The sequence below is a fragment of the Variovorax sp. YR566 genome, from assembly GCF_051992195.1.
GTDB lineage: Bacteria > Pseudomonadota > Gammaproteobacteria > Burkholderiales > Burkholderiaceae_C > Variovorax.
The window spans coordinates 3,763,658-3,780,949 of record NZ_CP197092.1 but is presented as its reverse complement, the minus strand read 5'-3'; the positions used below and the strand labels follow the sequence as shown (position 1 = coordinate 3,780,949).

At 67.9% G+C, this 17,292-nt stretch carries 15 protein-coding genes; 13 read left to right on the top strand and 2 right to left on the bottom strand.

Translation table 11 applies throughout. From position 1 onward, the window contains the following. Nucleotides 1-15: 15 nt before the first annotated feature. The 12 genes from ACTG4X_RS17705 (at nt 16) to ACTG4X_RS17650 (ending at nt 14,505) form a co-directional block, all read left to right on the top strand. Nucleotides 16-2,349, top strand: a complete 2,334-nt coding sequence (locus ACTG4X_RS17705) for a polysaccharide biosynthesis tyrosine autokinase (protein WP_097199310.1) — start codon at nt 16-18, stop codon at nt 2,347-2,349. Continuing rightward, nucleotides 2,346-3,050: a sugar transferase gene (locus tag ACTG4X_RS17700; protein WP_440531494.1), complete on the top strand. Its 705-nt coding sequence runs from the start codon at nt 2,346-2,348 to the stop codon at nt 3,048-3,050. The genes ACTG4X_RS17705 and ACTG4X_RS17700 overlap by 4 nt, the downstream gene beginning before the upstream one ends. Before the next feature lie 79 nt (nt 3,051-3,129). Further along, nucleotides 3,130-4,128, top strand: coding sequence for a GDP-L-fucose synthase family protein (locus tag ACTG4X_RS17695; protein ID WP_093058350.1), 999 nt, complete (start codon nt 3,130-3,132; stop codon nt 4,126-4,128). 34 nt (nt 4,129-4,162) lie between these two features. Next, nucleotides 4,163-5,488: a hypothetical protein gene (locus ACTG4X_RS17690; RefSeq protein ID WP_093173713.1), complete on the top strand. Its 1,326-nt coding sequence runs from the start codon at nt 4,163-4,165 to the stop codon at nt 5,486-5,488. A gap of 11 nt (nt 5,489-5,499) precedes the next feature. Next, nucleotides 5,500-6,597, top strand: coding sequence for a glycosyltransferase (locus ACTG4X_RS17685; protein WP_440531493.1), 1,098 nt, complete (start codon nt 5,500-5,502; stop codon nt 6,595-6,597). Then, nucleotides 6,594-7,553, top strand: coding sequence for a hypothetical protein (locus ACTG4X_RS17680; RefSeq protein WP_440531492.1), 960 nt, complete (start codon nt 6,594-6,596; stop codon nt 7,551-7,553). Before ACTG4X_RS17685 ends, ACTG4X_RS17680 begins: the two co-directional genes overlap by 4 nt. Nucleotides 7,554-7,598: 45 nt before the next feature. Continuing rightward, nucleotides 7,599-8,531: a hypothetical protein gene (locus tag ACTG4X_RS17675; RefSeq protein WP_440531491.1), complete on the top strand. Its 933-nt coding sequence runs from the start codon at nt 7,599-7,601 to the stop codon at nt 8,529-8,531. Between the two features lie 20 nt (nt 8,532-8,551). Continuing rightward, nucleotides 8,552-9,811, top strand: a complete 1,260-nt coding sequence (locus tag ACTG4X_RS17670; protein WP_093173719.1) for a lipopolysaccharide biosynthesis protein — start codon at nt 8,552-8,554, stop codon at nt 9,809-9,811. Beyond that, nucleotides 9,808-11,055, top strand: a complete 1,248-nt coding sequence (locus ACTG4X_RS17665; RefSeq protein ID WP_440531490.1) for a glycosyltransferase WbuB — start codon at nt 9,808-9,810, stop codon at nt 11,053-11,055. The genes ACTG4X_RS17670 and ACTG4X_RS17665 overlap by 4 nt, the downstream gene beginning before the upstream one ends. Nucleotides 11,056-11,083: 28 nt before the next feature. Further along, on the top strand, nt 11,084-12,208 hold the full coding sequence (gene galE, locus ACTG4X_RS17660; protein ID WP_440531489.1) for a UDP-glucose 4-epimerase GalE: 1,125 nt from the start codon (nt 11,084-11,086) through the stop codon (nt 12,206-12,208). Further along, nucleotides 12,201-12,980, top strand: a complete 780-nt coding sequence (locus ACTG4X_RS17655) for a LuxR C-terminal-related transcriptional regulator (RefSeq protein WP_093058343.1) — start codon at nt 12,201-12,203, stop codon at nt 12,978-12,980. Before galE ends, ACTG4X_RS17655 begins: the two co-directional genes overlap by 8 nt. Nucleotides 12,981-13,008: 28 nt before the next feature. Then, entirely contained in the window at nt 13,009-14,505 is a 1,497-nt protein-coding gene (locus ACTG4X_RS17650; RefSeq protein WP_440531488.1) for a mannose-1-phosphate guanylyltransferase/mannose-6-phosphate isomerase, read from the top strand. Between the two features lie 26 nt (nt 14,506-14,531). On the opposite strand, the gene ACTG4X_RS17645 is transcribed toward ACTG4X_RS17650, so the two are convergent. Beyond that, nucleotides 14,532-15,134 carry a DJ-1/PfpI family protein gene (locus ACTG4X_RS17645; RefSeq protein ID WP_440531487.1) on the bottom strand — a complete coding sequence of 201 codons (603 nt, stop codon included), beginning with the start codon at nt 15,132-15,134 and terminating at the stop codon, nt 14,532-14,534. An 84-nt stretch (nt 15,135-15,218) separates the two neighbouring features. Between ACTG4X_RS17645 and ACTG4X_RS17640 the strand changes: the two genes are divergently transcribed. Further along, nucleotides 15,219-16,553, top strand: a complete 1,335-nt coding sequence (locus ACTG4X_RS17640) for a PLP-dependent aminotransferase family protein (protein ID WP_440534400.1) — start codon at nt 15,219-15,221, stop codon at nt 16,551-16,553. Nucleotides 16,554-16,599: 46 nt separating this feature from the next. Here ACTG4X_RS17640 and ACTG4X_RS17635 read toward each other — a convergent pair whose 3' ends face one another. After that, on the bottom strand, nt 16,600-17,256 hold the full coding sequence (locus tag ACTG4X_RS17635) for a dihydrofolate reductase family protein (protein ID WP_093058339.1): 657 nt from the start codon (nt 17,254-17,256) through the stop codon (nt 16,600-16,602). Between the last annotated feature and the right edge of the window lie 36 nt (nt 17,257-17,292).

The following is a 17,292-nucleotide window of genomic DNA, read 5'->3' as shown; positions in this document are numbered from 1 at the left end:
GAAAAGGTGAATCCCATGAACGCGCGTTGGCAACCTACGCTTCCCGCACCCGCGGCAGCCCCCGTGACGGTGCTCGAGACCACCGCCTGGACCCGGGAATCCCGGTTCCATGAATACCTCGACATCCTGATCGACAGCCGCTGGCTGATTGCCATCATCGCGGCGCTGGCCCTGCTGGTGGGCGTGGGCTATGCGCTGTTCGGCCAGCGCATGTACGAGGCCAACATCCTGATCCAGGTCGAGGATCCCGATCGCTCGGGCGGCAACTTCCCTGGCGACGCCAACGGCGGCGGGGGCATCAGCGTGAAGACGTCGACCGCCGGCGAGACCGAGATCCTGCGCTCGCGCATGGTGCTCGGCCAGGCCATGGAGAACACCAAGCTCTTCATCAGCGCCAAGCCGCTCTACACGCCGCTGGTGGGCGAGTTCCTCGCGCGGCATTCGAGCCATCTCTCCACGCCCGGCATCTTCGGCATGGGCAACTACGTCTCGGGCACCGAGCAGATCGCCGTGGCGCAGATGGACGTGCCGAGCGCGTTCGAGGGCAAGAAGTTCACGCTGATCGCGGGCGAAGGCGGCAACTACACGCTGACCAACCCGGACCTGGAAACGCCGCTGACTGGCAAGGCCGGCGTGCCGCTCGACGCCACCGTGCCCGGCGGCGCACTGCACCTGCTGGTGGGCTCGTTCGAGGCCCAGCCCGGCGGCGCCTTCGAGCTGGTGCGCCACTCGAAGCAGCTCACCCTGCTGGGGCTGCAGAAAGACCTGCGCGTGGTCGAGAAAGGCAAGCAGTCCGGCGTGATGGACGTCAGCCTGCAGGCCGACAACCGCGGCCAACTGGCCAACGTGCTCAACGAGATCTCGCGCCTGTACGTGCGCCAGAACATCGACCAGAAGACGGTGCAAGCCGAGCGCGCGCTGTCCTTCCTGGGCACCGAACTGCCCAAGTTCAAGCAGCAGCTGGAACAGTCGGAAGACGCCTACAACCAATACCGCAACCAGAACGGCACCATCAACCTGGACGACGAGGCCCGCAATGCCCTGGCGCAGAACGTGGACCTGCAGGCCAAGCTGCTCGATGCAAAGCAGAAGCGGCTGGACCTGGTGGGCCGCTTCACTTCCGCGCACCCGATGGTGCAGACGCTGGATTCGCAGATCGCTTCGCTGAAGAAAGAGCTCGGCGCGGTCGACGGCCGCATCCGCCGCATGCCCATGCTGCAGCAGAACTCGCTGCGCATGCAGCGCGACATCAAGGTCAACACCGACCTCTACGCGACGCTTCTGAACAGCTCGCTGCAGATGCGGCTGGCCAAGGAAGGCAAGGTTGCCAACGTGCGCGTGCTCGACCAGGCCCTGCTGGCCGAGAAGCCCGTGCGGCCGAAGCCGCTGATCGTCATCGCACTGGCGCTGGCGGGCGGCCTGTTCCTCGGTGGCGCCGCGGCGCTGGCGCGCAAGAACCTGAAGCGCTCCATCGGCAGCCCCGAGGACATCGAGGCCGTCACAGGCCTGAGCGTGTACAGCACGATTCCGCTGAGCACCCAGCAGCGCGTGCTCGACCGCGCCATCCGCACCGGCAAGCCCGGCGTCAAGGTGCTGGCGGCGCTGCACGTGGAAGACCCGGCGCTGGAAGGCCTGCGCCGCCTGCGCACCACGCTGCAGTACGCGATGCTGGGCGCGCCCAACAACCGGGTGCTCATCTCCAGCGCCACGGCCGGCGCGGGCAAGACATTCGTGTCGTCGAACTTCGCCACGCTGCTCGCATCCTCGGGCAAGCGCGTGCTGCTGATCGACGGCGACCTGCGCCGCGGCAGCCTGAGCGAGGAGTTCGGCCTGCAGCGCAAGAACGGCCTGTCCGACGTGCTCGCCGGCGGCGTGCCGCTCGAGCAGGGCATCCACCACCGCGTGCTGCTGAACCTGGACGTGATGAGCGCGGGCACGCTGCATCCCGACCCCGCCGGCCTGATGGCCAGTGATGCCTTCGAGCACACGCTGGCAACGCTGTCCGCACGCTACGACGTGGTGATCGTCGATGCGCCCCCCACCCTGCTGGCATCGGAGACCGCCGCAATGGCGCCGAACATGGGCACGCTGCTGCTGGTGGCCCGGGCCGACAGCAGCGAAATGGGCGAGCTGGTGGAAAGCGCCAAGCGCCTGGCCCACGTGGGCGCGGCCTTCCACGGCGTGGTGTTCAACGCGGTGGACACCTCGCGGCGCCAGCACCGCAGCTACGGCTACGGCTACTACGGCTATGCCCCGGCCACGACAACACGCAGCGAACCCCATTACGCGCTGGACACGGCCGACACCGTCATGCCCAAACGCATCGAACCGGAGCACGCAACATCATGAGCACGCTTCGATCGACCACCCCCGCAGGGCGAGGAACAGGCAGCGCGGCGGCCAACACTGCCGCGTACGGGCCGCTCGGCGGCTCGCCCTGGCTGCGCCATGCCAAGCGCGCGGCCGACATCCTGATGGCCGGCTCGTTCTTCGTTTTCTTCGGCTGGGCCTACGCGCTCATCTGGCTCGGCGTGCTCTACACCTCGGGCGGCCCGGCCATCTACATGCAGCCGCGCTACGGCAAGGACGGCCGCGTCTTCAAGTTCTACAAGTTCCGCTCGATGGTGGCCGACGCAGACGCAGTGCTGGCGCGCCACCTGCGCGAGAACGAGGCCGCGCGGCGGGAATGGGCCATTTACCAGAAGCTGGTGCACGACCCGCGCATCACCCGCTTCGGCGCCTTCCTGCGCAAGTACAGCATCGACGAGTTCCCGCAGTTCTGGAACGTGCTCAAGGGCGACATGAGCATGGTCGGCCCGCGCCCCTGCATGTTCACGCAGAAGGACCTGTACGGCGACTACTGGGACCACTACTGCGCCGTGCGCCCGGGCATCACGGGCCTGTGGCAGATCAGCGGACGCAACGAGATCAGCTACCGCCGCCGCGCCGCGATGGACGCGGAGTACGTGGCCCACCTGTCGCTGTGGCGCGACTTCGCGATCCTGCTGAAGACCTTCGGCGTGGTGACCGGTGCGCGCGGGTCGCGCTAGCCGCGGCCGTCACCGCTTCCTTCGATTCCTTTCGACTTCGTCTCCCTCGAACTTCATCAACCTCTTCACGAAAGCTCATATGCGTATCTTTGTTGCAGGTCATCGCGGCATGGTGGGTCAGGCGACGACAAGGCGCCTGCGCGAACTGGGCCACGACGTGGTGACGCGAACCCACAGCGAACTCGACCTCCTCGACCAGGCGGCCGTGGCCCGTTTCTTCGCGACGGAGCAGATCGACCAGGTCTACCTGGCGGCGGCCAAGGTCGGCGGCATTCACGCCAACATGACCTACCCCGCGCAGTTCATCTACGAGAACCTGGCGATCGCCACCAACGTGACGCACCAGGCATTCGTTTCGGGCGTCAAGCGGCTGCTGTTCCTCGGCTCCAGCTGCATCTACCCGCGCATGGCAGAGCAGCCGATCCGCGAGGAGTACCTGCTGGGCGGCAAGCTCGAACCCACCAACGAGCCCTATGCGATCGCCAAGATCGCAGGCCTCAAGCTGTGCGAGAGCTACAACCGCCAGTACGGCGCCACGCACGGCATCGACTACCGCAGCGTGATGCCGACCAACCTGTACGGTCCCGGCGACAACTACCACCTTGAAAACAGCCATGTGGTGCCGGCGCTGATCCAGCGCTTTCACCTGGCAAAGATCAGCAATGCGCCCAGCGTGCTGATCTGGGGCAGTGGCCGCGCGCGACGCGAGTTCCTGTACGTCGACGACATGGTCGAGGGCTGCATCGAGGTGATGAACCTGTCGCGCGCCGAATACGACCGGCAGACCGACGCGATGCGCGGGCACATCAACCTCGGCACCGGCGAAGACGTGTCGATCGCCGAGCTCACCGAGCTGATCCGCGACGTGGTGGGCTACACAGGCGCCATCCGCTACGACCTCGCGCAGCCCGACGGCGCACCGAGAAAGCTGCTCGACGTGTCGCGCGCCAGCAGCCTCGGCTGGCACGCGACGGTGTCGCTGGCCGAAGGCCTTCGCCGCACCTACGCCGACTACCAGACGGCGATCCGCCCGGTCGAGGAAATCGACCCGATCCAGACGGCGCAGGTCGCCGCCTGAGCCACCCCGGCAGCCACACCACAGCAGGCCCAACATGCGCATCCTCTCCTTCTGGTCCGGCATCGTCTGCGCCATGCTGTGCGGCCTGGTCGACCCTGTGTGGGGCTATGCGGCGGTGTGCGCGCTGTCGCTGATCCAGCTCTCGCTGCTGGGGTCCTCGGGCTCCAGCGTGTTCCTGCTGATCCACTACGCGACGATCCTCACGTACTTCTCGATCGCGCCGGCGATGCAGATCTCGCACGACGTGGAGTTCTGGGAGGCAGGCGTGATGAGCACGGCGGCGCACACGCAGGCACTGATGCTCCTGCTGCTGTACATGGCCGGCGTGGAGGCCGCGCGGCTGGGCGTGCCCGACGTACCCGCGCACCTGCCCGGGGGGCACGACCGGCGGCTGGTCGGCGTGGCCCACCCTCTTCTTCTGCTGCTGAGCTGCTCGCTCGCGGCCTTCGCCACGCTGTTCATCAAGCCCGAGCTCAACTTCGTGGCGCGCGGCCTCACTGGCACCAGCGGCGGCGAAGAGAACGTGCCGATCGACTTCATCTTCTATTCCACGCTGCCCAAGCTGGTGGTGCTGATGTGCTTCGTGGCCCTGGCCATCCACGCTGTGCGCCGTCGCACGCTGTGGTCCTGGTGCGCGGCGGGCCTGGCGTTCGGCCTGGCGCTGGCTGCGGCCAACCCGGTGAACACGGCGCGGCAGGTCTTGCTGATCGGGCTGCTGCCTCTGCTCATCCACGCCCTGGGGCGCAGCCGGCGCTGGCTGCTCGGCAGCGTGATCTTCGGCTCCATCGCGGGCCTGGGCCCGGTGCTGAACCTGATCTCGCGCGGCAGCTTCTGGGGCGAAGAGCTCACGACCTTTCCGTTCAGCCAGGACTTCGACGCCATGTTCGTGGTCGCGGGCATCCTGGAGCGCGCACCCATTCCCGATCTCGGCTGGGGTCGCTACCTGCTCTCGGCGTTCTCGTTCTTCCTGCCGCGCGACCTGAAGATGTTCCCGGACTTCGACCCGCTCGGCTGGTCGGCCATCCTCGGCAACTTCTCGCAGAGCAACCTGTCGCTGCCGCCCTTCACCACGGCGTATTTCGACTTCGGACTGGCAGGGCCGGCACTGTTCGGCTATGCGATCTCGGCGGGCTTTCGCGTGGTCGACCGCGCCATCGATCCGAACCGGCCGCTGTCGGGCTCCTACCTGTCGGCGCTGGTGCTGCTCGCCGCCTACGTGCCGTTCATGCGCGGCCCGATCCTGGGCTGGGGACCGTTCGCGGTCTCGGGCCTGATCGCCGCCGTCATTGCCGGCGCCCTGAGTTCCCGTGCCCGCCGGCCGCTGCCGCGCGCGGTGCGGCACGGCCTTCCGAGTGCGTGAGGACGTCGCTGATGGCCACCTACCTCTACTACGACACCGTGCGCCTGAACAAGGCTGCCGGCGGCGTGCTCAACGTGTCCGAGGTGCTGCTGCGCCACATGCGGATGTCGCGGGACGACCGCGTCGAGCCGGTCAGCGAGCGGCATCCGCGCATCTACGCGCTGGCGCAGCGCCTGAAGATCAGCCGCTTCGTGCTCGACACGCTGCTCTACAACTTCCACTACCTGCGCGCGCTGCTCACGGGCGAGCAGCTGTTCTCGGTGTTTCCCAACTACTTCCTGCCGGTGACGCCGTTCGGGCGTCATCGCGATTCGATCGTCATCGTCCATGACCTGCAGTACAAGGCCTACCCGCAGTACTTCAGGCGCAGCAAGCGGCTTTTCCTGGACTGGAGCCTCTGGCGCGCGGCGCACAGCGCGGCGGATGTGGTCTTCATCAGCCGCAGCAGCCAGCTGGACTTCGAGCGCCATTTCGGCCACTGCGAGCATTCGGCCGTGATCTTCAACCCGGTGGACGCGCCCCGGGTCGCGGCGGCACCCACTACACCGGGTGCAGCAACGAATGCGGCGCTGGGCGAGCGCTACCTCATCGCGGCCTACCACTACTACCCGCACAAGAACTTCGGCGGCATCCTCGCCCTCTTCGAGCGCATGAAGCGCGCGGGCCTGGTCGACTACCTCGACATCACCGGCAACGGCGCGGCCGATGTCGAGCGCATGGTAGCCGCGCTGGCGCCCGAGGTGCGCGGCTCGGTGCGGCACCGGGGGCTGGTGTCGCGCGACGAGCTGCTGCGGCTGTACCAGGGCGCCACCGCGTTCATCTCGCTGTCTACCTTCGAGGGCTTCAACCTCTCGGCGGCCGAAGCGGCAACGCTGGGCGTGCCGCTGCTGCTGTCGGACATTCCGGTGCACCGCGAGCTGTTCACGGACTACGCCTTCTTCGTGGGCAGCGCTGCCAGCGACCCGTACCGGCTGGCCAAGCACCTCGCGCGCCACGAGCGCACGCATCCGGTGTGGGCCCATGCCACCGCCTGCGCGCCCGCGGCGGTCGCGGGACGCTATCTCATGCTCAAGCGCGGCGCGCTGTCGCTCGCCCGGGCCATGCCATGACGAAATGGCCGTTCCCCGCGATGCGTTTTCTTGCAGCGCTGCTGTTGCTGGCAGTGATGCCGCTGGCCGGCCGCGCACAACCCGCGGTCACATCGGCGGGCGCCCCGATGCCGGGCTTCGGCGTGATGGTGCATTACCTGCCCGACAAGCAATCGATCAACGAGATCAAGCGCTTCGACGTCGAGGCCTTCGCCTCGACGCTGGCGGACATGCGCGCTTCGCACCTGATCCTGACGCTGGGCCAGAACAACGGCCAATACATCGCGCCCAATGCCGCGCTCGAAGTGCTCTGCCCGGGCAGCGCCGCGAACCGCTCGCCGCGCGACCTGCCGATGGAGATCGGCCAGGCGCTGCGCAAGCGCGGCATCTCGCTGATCCTCTACCTGCCGTTTCGTGCGCCGCAGGCAGACCCCGCGCTGATGGATTGCCTGGGCGACGTATCCGAGCAGGAGCCGCCGCCCGCGCGCTTCATCGCCGCATGGTCGAGCGTGATCCGTGACTGGTCGGAACGCTACGGCTCGCTCGTGAGCGGCTGGTGGTTCGACGGTACCTACAACACGAAGGGCATCACACCGGCCGGCTGGGAAATGCTGTGCAGCGCGGCCCGCACGGGCGCCGCCAACCGCTGGCTGGCCTTCAACGCGGGCGAAGGCGCGGAGCGCTTCAGCATCAAGTCGGCGCCCTGCCAGAACCTGATGGCCGGCGAATACATGCAACCGCCCGCGCATCTCACCGCCCCGCCGTCGGAGCTGGCGCTGCACGTGCTGACGCCGCTGAGCGCCTCGTGGGGCCGCGAGGCGCCGGCGCGCTTCACGGCGGCGCAGCTGCGCAGCTGGATTTCGGAAGCGGCCGCCGTGCGCGGCCTCTTCACGCTGGACATGCCCATCGACGCCGCCGGCCGCTTTCTTCCCGCGCACGTCGCGCTGATGAAGAGCGTTACGGCGCGCAAGCCCTGAGCACAAAGAACGCTGTCACATCCCGTCAACCCTCAACCAAGCGCCATGAACCCAACCCTGCCCTTCATCGTCGTGGAAGACCGCCAGAACAAGACCCTCGCGCTGTGCCGCGAATCGGCGGCGCTGGCCGGCGAGCCGCTTTTCGTGCTGTCGGACACCGACGCGGGCCCGGCCTACGAACGCTTCTGCCGGTCCTACGTGCATCTGTCGAGCAACCCGCCGGAGTTCGAGAAGATCTGCTTCCGACGCTACTTTCTCCTAGCGCAGTTTCTGGAATCCCACCCCGAAGTGCGCGAATTCGTGCTGATCGACAGCGATGTGCTGCTTTTTCAGGGTGCGGCGCCGCATATCGCGCGGCTCGCGGGCAAGTCCGACTTCTCGGGTTCCTGCATGCAGTCCGCGGACGGCTGGAACCCCTGCCAGATCTCGCCGCACGTGAGCTACTGGACCGCGAACGGCTTGCGCCGCTTCGTGGCCTACGTGCTCGACAGCTACGCCACCCCCTCGGGCCGCAGGAAGCTGCGCGACATTGCAGCGCGCTTCGCAGCGCGAGGGGTGCGCGGCGGCGTGTCCGACATGACCCTGCTCTATCTCTGGGCCCACGCCACGGGCAACGACGCCCCCATCAACCGGGTGCTCGACGGCACGGTCATCGACCACAACATCAACGGCATGCACAACCTCGTGCGGCGGGAATTCAAGGTGCTCGGCGGCGCCAAGCGCATTGCGTACCGCGATGGCAAAGCCTGGCTGACGAGCACCGCCGGCGAACTGACGCGCGTGGTGGCACTGCACTTCCAGGGCAGCGCCAAGATGGCCATGCCCTTCGCGCTGCGCGGCCATATGCACACCGTGGCGGCCGTGACCTACGCGCTGCAGATGGCCCGCCGCGCGAAGAACAACGCGTTCCGGGCCGGTGCATTCGTGCGCCGGCTGTTCGACACCGGCCGCGTATCCCGCGCCCCGGTCGGCAAGTAAGCGTGAAGCCAGCCGACGCCATGAAGCACTTCAGCCTGTCACTTGCTCCGCCCGGCGCGCGCATGGCCTGGCTGTCGGGCCTGGGCGCGCTTGCTTCGCGGCTGTATGTGTACCTGTCGGGCTTCCTGGCGATCTTCCTGATGGCGGCGAGCATTTCGCCGGCGCGCTTCGGCGAGTACTCCATCTACCAGTCGGTCATGGAAGTGGCGCTGGTGATGGGCACGCTGGGCAGCTCGCTGCTGTTCTCGCGCAATGCGGCGAGCGTGCCGCCGGGCGTGACGCGCGGCGACGTGGTGCGCACGCTGGCCATCGGCCTGCCGCTGGCCACGGTGCTGGTGACGGTAATCCTCACGGTGCAGCACATGCCCGTGGGCGACGCGCCCTTCCTTCTGCTGGTGGCCACGCTGGCGGTCTTCTCGTTCAACAGCCTGCGTCTCTCGTTCAGTCGCGGCCTGGGCCACGCGGGGCTGCTCAACCTGGAGGCCGGCATCCGCGCGACCATCCTGGTCGTGGGCATAGGCCTGTGCGTGGCGGTGCGCTTCGACCTGGGCGTGGCGCACCTGCTGCTCATCAACCTGTTCGCCGTCGTGGTGGTGTGCGTGGCCGTCGGCCTGCCGGGCAATGGCGCGGCGCCACCGGCCGGGCGCGCCGCGCTCGGGCTGGCATCGCAGGCCGGTGCGACGGTGTATTCGCTGCTCATGTTCCTGCTGCGCAAGTCGGACCTGCTCATCGTGGCGTACTTCATGCCGCTGAGCTACGTGGGGGCCTTCAAGCTCGCGTTCCTGCTGGCCGAAGCGCCGTCGCAGTTCGTGCAGGCCTTCCTGGTCACGAAGACGCCCGCGATGCTGGAAACGGACGCAGGCAATTTCACTGCGGCCAAGCTGCGCCTGGCGAAGCATTCCTTCCTGCTGGGCTGCGGGCTCTTCGTCGGGCTGGCTGCCCTCATCTCGGTGGCCGCGCCGCTGCTCAAGCTGGGCAACGAGGCGCGCACCATCTTCATGTGCATTGCGCCGTACTTCCTGCTGCGCACCTACACGATCCACCACGAGATGGTGCTGTCGCTGAAGACCTCGATGGGCTCGCTCGGCGCCTGGGCGCTGGTGGAGGTTGCGCTGCGGCTGGCGTCATACGGCGCGGTGGTGATGGTCTTTCCGGACAGGCCGCACTACGTGTTCTTCATTGCCTGCGTGACCGACTTCGTGCTGTACGAGACGCGCATGCGCCTGCAATTCGGCTTCTTCCCGATCGTGCGCCTGCTGACACGGAGGCAGGCATCGTGAAGATCCTCGTCTACTCGATGAACTTTGCTCCCGAGCTGGCCGGCATCGGCAAGTACTCGGGCGAGATGGCCGAGTGGCTGCACGCCCGCGGGCATGAGGTGCGGGTGATTGCGTCGCCGCCCTTCTTTCCGCAGTGGTCGGTGCTCGAGGGCTACTCGGCATGGGCCTACCGCAAGAACGACTGGAACGGCGTCACGGTCTGCCGCGCGCCCACCTGGGTGCCTTCGAAGCCTCGTGCGCTGGGGCGCATCGGGCACCTGCTGTCGTTCACGCTGTCGAGCATTCCGCTGCTGCTGGCGCAATTGCGCTGGAAGCCTGACGTGGTGTTCGTGGTGGAGCCGCCCATCTCCTGCGCGCCGGCCGCGCTGTGCTTCGCGAAGCTGCTCGGCATCCGCTCCTGGCTGCACGTGCAGGACTACGAAGTGGACGCAGCATTCGGCCTCGGCTGGTTGCGCGGAGAGCGTGTGCGGCGCTTTGCCCTGGCCGCCGAGCGCTGGCTGATGCGCAAGTTCGACCGGGTGTCATCCATCTCTTCCACGATGTGCACCAAGGCGCTGGAGAAAGGCGTGGACGAATCGCGGCTGGTGCTGTTTCCGAACTGGGTCGACGTGGAAGCCATCCAGCCCGTTGCGCGCCCGCCTGTGGTCGAAGGCGTGCCGGTGCAGGGCTTTCGGGCGGAGCTGAACATTCCCGCCGGCGCGGTGGTCGTGCTCTACGCGGGCAGCCTCGGCAGCAAGCAGGGCATCGAGCTGCTGGCCGAAGCGGCGCGCCTGCTGGTGTGCTCCCACAACATCCACTTCGTGTTCTGCGGCAACGGCCCGAGCCGGGCCTCGCTGATGGACGCCTGCATCCGGCTGGGCAACACGCATTTTCTCGATCTGCAGCCTGCCGAAAGGCTCAACGAGCTGCTGGGCATGGCCGACATCCACGTACTGCCACAGCGCGCCGATGCCGCCGACCTCGTCATGCCGTCGAAGCTGGGCGGCATGCTCGCGAGCGGCCGCGCCGTGATCGTGACCGCGCACGCCGGCACCGCGCTCAGCGAGGCCGTGTGGGGCCGCGGCGTGGTGGTCGAGCCGGGCGATGCGGCCGCGCTGGCCGATGCCATCGAACAGCTCTCGATGTCGCCCGAAACGCGCGAGCTGCTGGGCTCGGCCGGTCGCCGCTTCGCCGAGGACGAACTTGACCGTAACGCAATCCTGCAGCGCCTCGAAGAGGAACTGCAGCGCTGCATCGCCGGCTGACGCGGCACCCCACACGAGGACCACGACCATGCCCAAGTCCACATCCGCACCCAAGGTCCTCGTGACCGGCGGCGCCGGCTTCATCGGCAGCCACACCTGCGTGGCGCTGATCGCCGCGGGCTACCTGCCGGTGGTGCTCGACTCGCTCGTCAACAGCGACGCGCGTTCGCTGCACCGGGTGGCGTGCATCACGGGCGTCGAACCCGTTCTCGTGCGCGGCGACGTACGCGACGCGGCAACGCTCGACCGCGTGTTCGCGGCACACGGGATCGAGGCGGTCGTGCATCTCGCGGGGCTGAAGGCGGTCGGCGAATCGGTGGCCGACCCGGTGAGCTACTACGACGTCAACCTGGCTGGAACCCTGGCGCTGGTGCAGGCCATGAGCCGAGCCGATGTGCGCACTCTGGTGTTCTCCTCATCGGCCACTGTGTACGGCGACTCGCAGCCCTCGCCCATTGCAGAGAGCGCACCTTACGGCGCGGTCAACCCCTACGGCCGCACCAAGGCCATGGTCGAGACCGTGCTGGCCGACCTCGCGCAGGCCGATGCGCGCTGGGGCATTGCCTGCCTGCGCTACTTCAACCCCGTCGGCGCGCACGAAAGCGGCCTGCTCGGCGAGCGCCCGCACGGGCCGCCCAACAACCTGATGCCCTACATCTCGCAGGTCGCGGCCGGCGAGCGTGAATGCCTGGTGGTGCACGGCGACGACTACGAAACGATCGACGGCACCGGCGTGCGCGACTACGTGCACGTGATGGACGTGGCCGAAGGCCATGTGGCGGCGCTGCGCCACGCAGGACGCCACAGCGGCATCCTCATGACCAACCTCGGTACCGGCCGCGGCGCCTCGGTGCTCGAAGTGGTGTCGGCCTTCGAGCGCGCAAGCGGCCGCCGCATTGCCCTGCGCATCGGGCCGCGCCGCCCCGGGGACGCACCCGCCTACTGGGCCGACGCGCGCAGCGCCTTCCTCGCCTTCGGCTGGCGCGCGCGCCGCGACCTCGACCAGATGTGCGCGGACAGCTGGCGCTGGCAGGCCGCGAACCCGCACGGCTTCGACGATCCGGCGCCGGCCTTTACCGCGGACCTCCCGCGCTTTCAGAGCAACGGCACCAGCACCCACATCAACTCCAACCTGGGACACACCCATGTCTGACAACCCATCCCCCTTTCTTGGCGAGCAGGCTGATGGCCGCTCGGGGTTTCCACCGGGCATCGTTCCGCCAGTTGCACCGCTGTGGCCCGGCTTCCTGACGGGGCAGGAAGATGCGCCGGTGCGCGTGCTGCTCGTGGATGACGACGAATTCATGCGCCGGGTGATAGCGCAGGAGCTGCTGTCGGACCTGCGCATCCAGCTCGAAGGCCAGGCAGGCAGCCTGCGCGACGGCCGCCGTCTGCTGGCCACGCACGAGTTCGACGTGCTGATGGTCGACCTGCGGCTTGGCGACGGCACCGGCTTCGACCTGATCCAGGAAGCCCGAGAGCAACATCGCACGGGAGAAATCATCGTGATCTCCGCGCTCGAGGACGAGTCGCACGTGCTGCATGCCTTCGAGCTGGGCGCCACCGGTTACCTGCTGAAGGACGCGTGGCTCCAGAGCTTCGCGCAGGCCGTGCTGCAGGTGGTCAACGGCGGCGCGGCCATCACGCCGCGGCTGGCGCGCCGACTGCTCTCGCGGCTGAGCCACCGGCCCGACAGCCGCACGCCGCCGTCGGTGGAGCCGCCCCCGCGCGAAGCGACGCTGACGGCGCGCGAGTGCGAAATCCTGCGCTTCGTGGCGCGCGGCCACGTCACCGAGGAGATCGGCGTCAAGCTGGGCATCTCGGGGCAGACCGTCAACGCCCACATCAAGAACATCTACAAGAAATTGCACGTGCATTCGCGTGCCCAGGCCGTGAGCTATGCGGCGTACTCCGGCCTGATCTGAACCCCGCCCCACCACAACGCAAACGATCATGAACACCCCCCTCATCCATCCCGTGGTCCTGTGCGGCGGCAGCGGCACGCGGCTGTGGCCTTTGTCGCGCAAGGCGCTGCCCAAACAGTTCGCGCCGCTGGTCGGCGGCAAGAGCCTGCTGCACCTCACGCTCGAACGGCTGGCGGTGCTGAATGCCGACATCACCTGCGTCACGTCGGAAGACCATCGCTTCCTGGTGAAGGAAGCGGTGGAAAACGCGCACGCCACGGGCCTGCAGATCCTCGAGCCGGTGGCGCGCAACACCGCTGCCGCCATGGCCTCGGCCGCGCTGCTGGCCGAGCCCGACGACCTGCTGCTGTTCGCGCCCTCCGACCACCACATTCCCGACGCCGCGCTGTTCGCCCGCACCGTGCGCACCGGCGTCGAGGCCGCATTGGCCGGCAAGATCGTCACTTTCGGCGTGGTGCCGAGTTTTCCGAGCACCGCCTACGGCTACATCGAAGCCGGCGAACCCTCGGCCGACGGGCGCAGCCAGGCCGTGGTGCGCTTTGTCGAAAAGCCGACGACAGCGGTGGCTGAACAGCTGATCCTGCATGGCGGCTACAGCTGGAACGCGGGCATCTTCCTCGTGCAGGCGCGCACGCTGATCGCAGCGCTGCGCGGGCATGCACCCGACATCCTGCTGTCCTGCGAGCGCGCCACTGCCGCCGTTGCAACCGACGGCAGCTTCCTGCGGTTGGACCGCGCAGCCTTCGAGGATTGCCGCGCCGACAGCATCGACTACGCCGTGCTCGAAAAGCACAAGGACATCGCAGTCGTGAAGTTCGAAGGCCTGTGGAGCGACGTCGGCAGCTGGAACGCGGTTGCCAGCCTGCACCCGGCGGACGACGCGGGCAACCGGCTGAGCGGCAAGGCCAGCGCGCTGAACTCGCGCAACACCTTCATCCACGCGCCGCACCGGCCGGTGGTGGCGCTGGGCACCGAAAACCTGATCATCGTGGACACGCCCGACGCCGTGCTGGTGGCCGGCGCGGGCTGCGCCGAGCAGGTGGCCGACGTTGTGCGCAAGCTCTCGCTGGAGGGCTGCGCCGAGGCCACCGAGCACCGCCGCGTGGTGCGGCCCTGGGGCGCGTACGACAGCATCGACCTGGGCGAACGCTTCCAGGTCAAGCGCCTGACCGTGAAGCCCGGCGGCAAACTGTCGCTGCAGATGCACCACCACCGCGCCGAGCACTGGATCGTGGTGAAGGGCACGGCGCGCGCCACCTGCAACGGCGAAGTCACGCTGGTGCGCGAGAACGAATCGATCTACCTGCCCTCGGGCGCCATCCACCGGCTGGAGAACCCGGGCAAGACCGTGCTCGAAGTGATCGAGGTGCAGACCGGCGGATACCTGGGCGAAGACGACATCGTGCGCTTCGACGACACCTACGGGCGCTGCGGCCCGGTCAGGACACTGGCCGACGCATCGCCGACGCAGGCTTCGGCCGGGTCGGGGGCGAATGCGGTGCTGCATGCGCCCATAAGGCGCTGAGCTGTCGATTCAGCCCGCACAAGAGGTCATTGCGGCAGGTACGGCGTGATGTTTCCGAGTGCGTTGGCCACGTAGGCTTCCTTCTCGCCCACGGGGGCGACGTAGTGAAGCGCTGCGGCGGCAGCCTCCAGCCCTTCGGTGCGGGCAATGATCCAGCCGGCCAAATAAGGCGCGGCAAAGCAGCCGCCTGCGGTTGCGACATTGCCGCGTGCAAAGAAGGGCTGGTTCAAGACCTCCACGCCGGCCTCCTGCACCCAGGGCTTGGTGGTCAGGTCGGTGCAGGCCGGTATGCCGCCCACAAGGCCGAGCTTGGCCAGGATCAAAGTGCCGGAGCACTGCGCTGCGATCAACTGGCGGGCCGGATCGAGCGCCAGGCGCCCCATCAGCTCGGGGCTGGCGACGACCTCCCGCGTCTTCACCCCGCTGCCGACGACGACTGCATCCGCAAGGCGCGCATCCTCCAGCAACGACTGGGCGCGTACGGTCACGCCGTTCATGGACGTGACTTCCGGGGTCGGGCAGCACAAACTCACGCGCCATCCCGGCTTCTTGATACGGTTGAGCACGCCCAGCGCGATGAGCGAGTCCAGTTCGTTGAAGCCGTCGAAGGTGAGGATCGCGATGTGCATAGGATTCGTGCGTGAGGCTGAGATGCGCTCATCGTAGGCCGGGCGATCAATACAATCAAAAAATTGTCATGGATACATCGAACGATGGCCGAAGCCCGCTACAAGCAACTGGTCGATGAACTCGCCGCCGAGATCCGCGCGGGACGCCTGCAGCCGGGCGCCCGCCTGCCCACGCACCGGCGGCTGGCCGAGCGCCACGGCCTGGCACTGGTTACTGCTTCGCGCGTCTATGCGGAACTGGAGGCGATGGGACTGGTCAGCGGCGAAGTCGGTCGCGGCACCTTCGTGCGCGAAGCGGCGATGCACGGCGGTGTTGGCGTCGATCAGCGGACCATGGCACCGGACCTGGTGGACCTGAACTTCAACTACCCATCGCTGCCCGGACAGGCCGAGCTGCTGCGCGCCGCACTACGGCAGCTCGCCGCCGGTGGTGAACTGGACGCCATGCTGCGCTATGCACCCCATGGCGGCCGAATGCATGAACGCGCCTGCGTCGCCCGGCATCTCGCGTCGCGAGGACTGGCGGCCGAGCCGTCGAGCGTGCTGCTCGTCGACGGCGCACAGCACGGGCTGGCAGTAACGGTGATGGCGCTGCTGCAACCGGGCGACGTGGTCGCCGTCGACGCCCTCACCTACCCCGGCTTCAAGGTGCTCGCCGAGGCACACCGGCTGGAACTGGCGCCCATACCGGCATCCGGACAGGGGCCGGACCTGGACGCGCTGGAACGCCTGTGCGCGCGCCGCCGCGTGAAGGCCATCTACGCGATGCCGACCCTGCACAACCCGCTGGGCTGGGTGATGAGCGCAAGCCGGCGCCGCCGGCTGGCCGCCATCGCAAGGCGGCATGGCCTGCTCATCATCGAAGATGCGGCCTACGCCTTTCTGGCCGATGACCCGCCGCCGCCGCTGGCAACGCTGGCACCGGAGACGACGGTGTATGTCTCGGGTCTTTCCAAGAGCGTGGCGACCGGGCTGCGCGTGGGCTTCGTCGCCGCGCCCGATGTGTTGGTGCCCAAGCTCGAACGCGCAATCCGGGCCACGACCTGGTGCACGCCGGGCGTGACCACGGCCATCGCCTGCGCGTGGCTGGAAGACGGCACGGTCAACCGCCTCGAGGCAGAGAAACGGCAGGATGCAGCGGCGCGGCAAGCCATCGCCAGCGAGGAGCTTGCCGGACTGCGGTGCGTGCGGCACCCTTCGTCGTACTTCGTCTGGCTGTGCCTGCCGGACGAAACCCGCGCCGACTTGGTTGCGGCGGCGCTGATGCGCGATAGCGTCTCGGTGTCCACTGCCGAGCCCTTCGCGACGTCACAGCACGTGCCGCATGCGCTGCGCCTCGCGCTGGGGTCGGTCGGGCTGGACGAGCTGCGCAGTGCGCTACGGACGGTGCGACGAGTGATCGAGGAGCGGTCGTTCTGAGATGACGTGGCAGGACCCTGTCGACATTTGAGCCACTCTTCCCATGTCAAGGCGCGCTGCGGCGCAGGAACATATGCGTGGCGCGCTCGCCTGCCACCTGTCGTTCGCAGCTGTAGCCCATCGCCGGCAGGTCCAGGCCTGCGAACAGCGCCTCGCCTTTGCCCAACAGCACCGGACGCACGGCCAGGTGCAGTTCGTCGATCAGCCTGGCCTTCAAGTATTCGCGTACGGTGGCCACGCCGCCGCCCACGCGCACGTTGCGCGCACCCGCGGCGACCTGTGCCTGTGCCAGCGCTTCGCGGATGCCGCCGGTGACGAAGTAGAAAGTAGTGCCACCCTGCATCGTCAGCGGCGCGCGGGCATGGTGGGTCAACACGAAGACCGGCACGTGGTACGGGGGCTCATCGCCCCACCAGCCTTTCCAGCTCTCGTCCGGCCAGGGACCGCGCACCGGCCCGAACATGTTGCGTCCGAGAATCCAGGCACCTATTTCGGCGAAGCCTTGTTCGGCGATCTCGTTGTCGATGCCGGTCTCGCCGTTGGCCTCGCCCGTCTTGTGCATCTGCTGCCAGACGCGCGTGGGAAAGAACCAGTCCATGAGTTCAGGACCACGAACGCCCAGCGGGTGCTCCAGGCTCTGGTCTGGGCCAGCGGCGAAGCCGTCGAGCGAAACGCTGAAGCTGCGCACCAGTACTCGGGTCATGGGGCTGTCTCCTGAAAAAAGAGAGGCCACATCCTA

What these genes read in the sequence shown, in the direction of transcription:
- ACTG4X_RS17655 (WP_093058343.1), top strand. Translation starts at nt 12,201, where the DNA reads ATGTCTGACAACCCATCCCCCTTTCTTGGCGAGCAGGCTGATGGCCGC.
- ACTG4X_RS17695 (WP_093058350.1), top strand. Translation starts at nt 3,130, where the DNA reads ATGCGTATCTTTGTTGCAGGTCATCGCGGCATGGTGGGTCAGGCGACG.
- ACTG4X_RS17690 (WP_093173713.1), top strand. Translation starts at nt 4,163, where the DNA reads ATGCGCATCCTCTCCTTCTGGTCCGGCATCGTCTGCGCCATGCTGTGC.
- ACTG4X_RS17640 (WP_440534400.1), top strand. Translation starts at nt 15,219, where the DNA reads ATGGCCGAAGCCCGCTACAAGCAACTGGTCGATGAACTCGCCGCCGAG.
- galE (WP_440531489.1), top strand. Translation starts at nt 11,084, where the DNA reads ATGCCCAAGTCCACATCCGCACCCAAGGTCCTCGTGACCGGCGGCGCC.
- ACTG4X_RS17685 (WP_440531493.1), top strand. Translation starts at nt 5,500, where the DNA reads ATGGCCACCTACCTCTACTACGACACCGTGCGCCTGAACAAGGCTGCC.
- ACTG4X_RS17700 (WP_440531494.1), top strand. Translation starts at nt 2,346, where the DNA reads ATGAGCACGCTTCGATCGACCACCCCCGCAGGGCGAGGAACAGGCAGC.
- ACTG4X_RS17650 (WP_440531488.1), top strand. Translation starts at nt 13,009, where the DNA reads ATGAACACCCCCCTCATCCATCCCGTGGTCCTGTGCGGCGGCAGCGGC.
- ACTG4X_RS17645 (WP_440531487.1), bottom strand. Translation starts at nt 15,134, where the DNA reads ATGCACATCGCGATCCTCACCTTCGACGGCTTCAACGAACTGGACTCG.
- ACTG4X_RS17635 (WP_093058339.1), bottom strand. Translation starts at nt 17,256, where the DNA reads ATGACCCGAGTACTGGTGCGCAGCTTCAGCGTTTCGCTCGACGGCTTC.
- ACTG4X_RS17705 (WP_097199310.1), top strand. Translation starts at nt 16, where the DNA reads ATGAACGCGCGTTGGCAACCTACGCTTCCCGCACCCGCGGCAGCCCCC.
- ACTG4X_RS17670 (WP_093173719.1), top strand. Translation starts at nt 8,552, where the DNA reads ATGAAGCACTTCAGCCTGTCACTTGCTCCGCCCGGCGCGCGCATGGCC.
- ACTG4X_RS17680 (WP_440531492.1), top strand. Translation starts at nt 6,594, where the DNA reads ATGACGAAATGGCCGTTCCCCGCGATGCGTTTTCTTGCAGCGCTGCTG.
- ACTG4X_RS17675 (WP_440531491.1), top strand. Translation starts at nt 7,599, where the DNA reads ATGAACCCAACCCTGCCCTTCATCGTCGTGGAAGACCGCCAGAACAAG.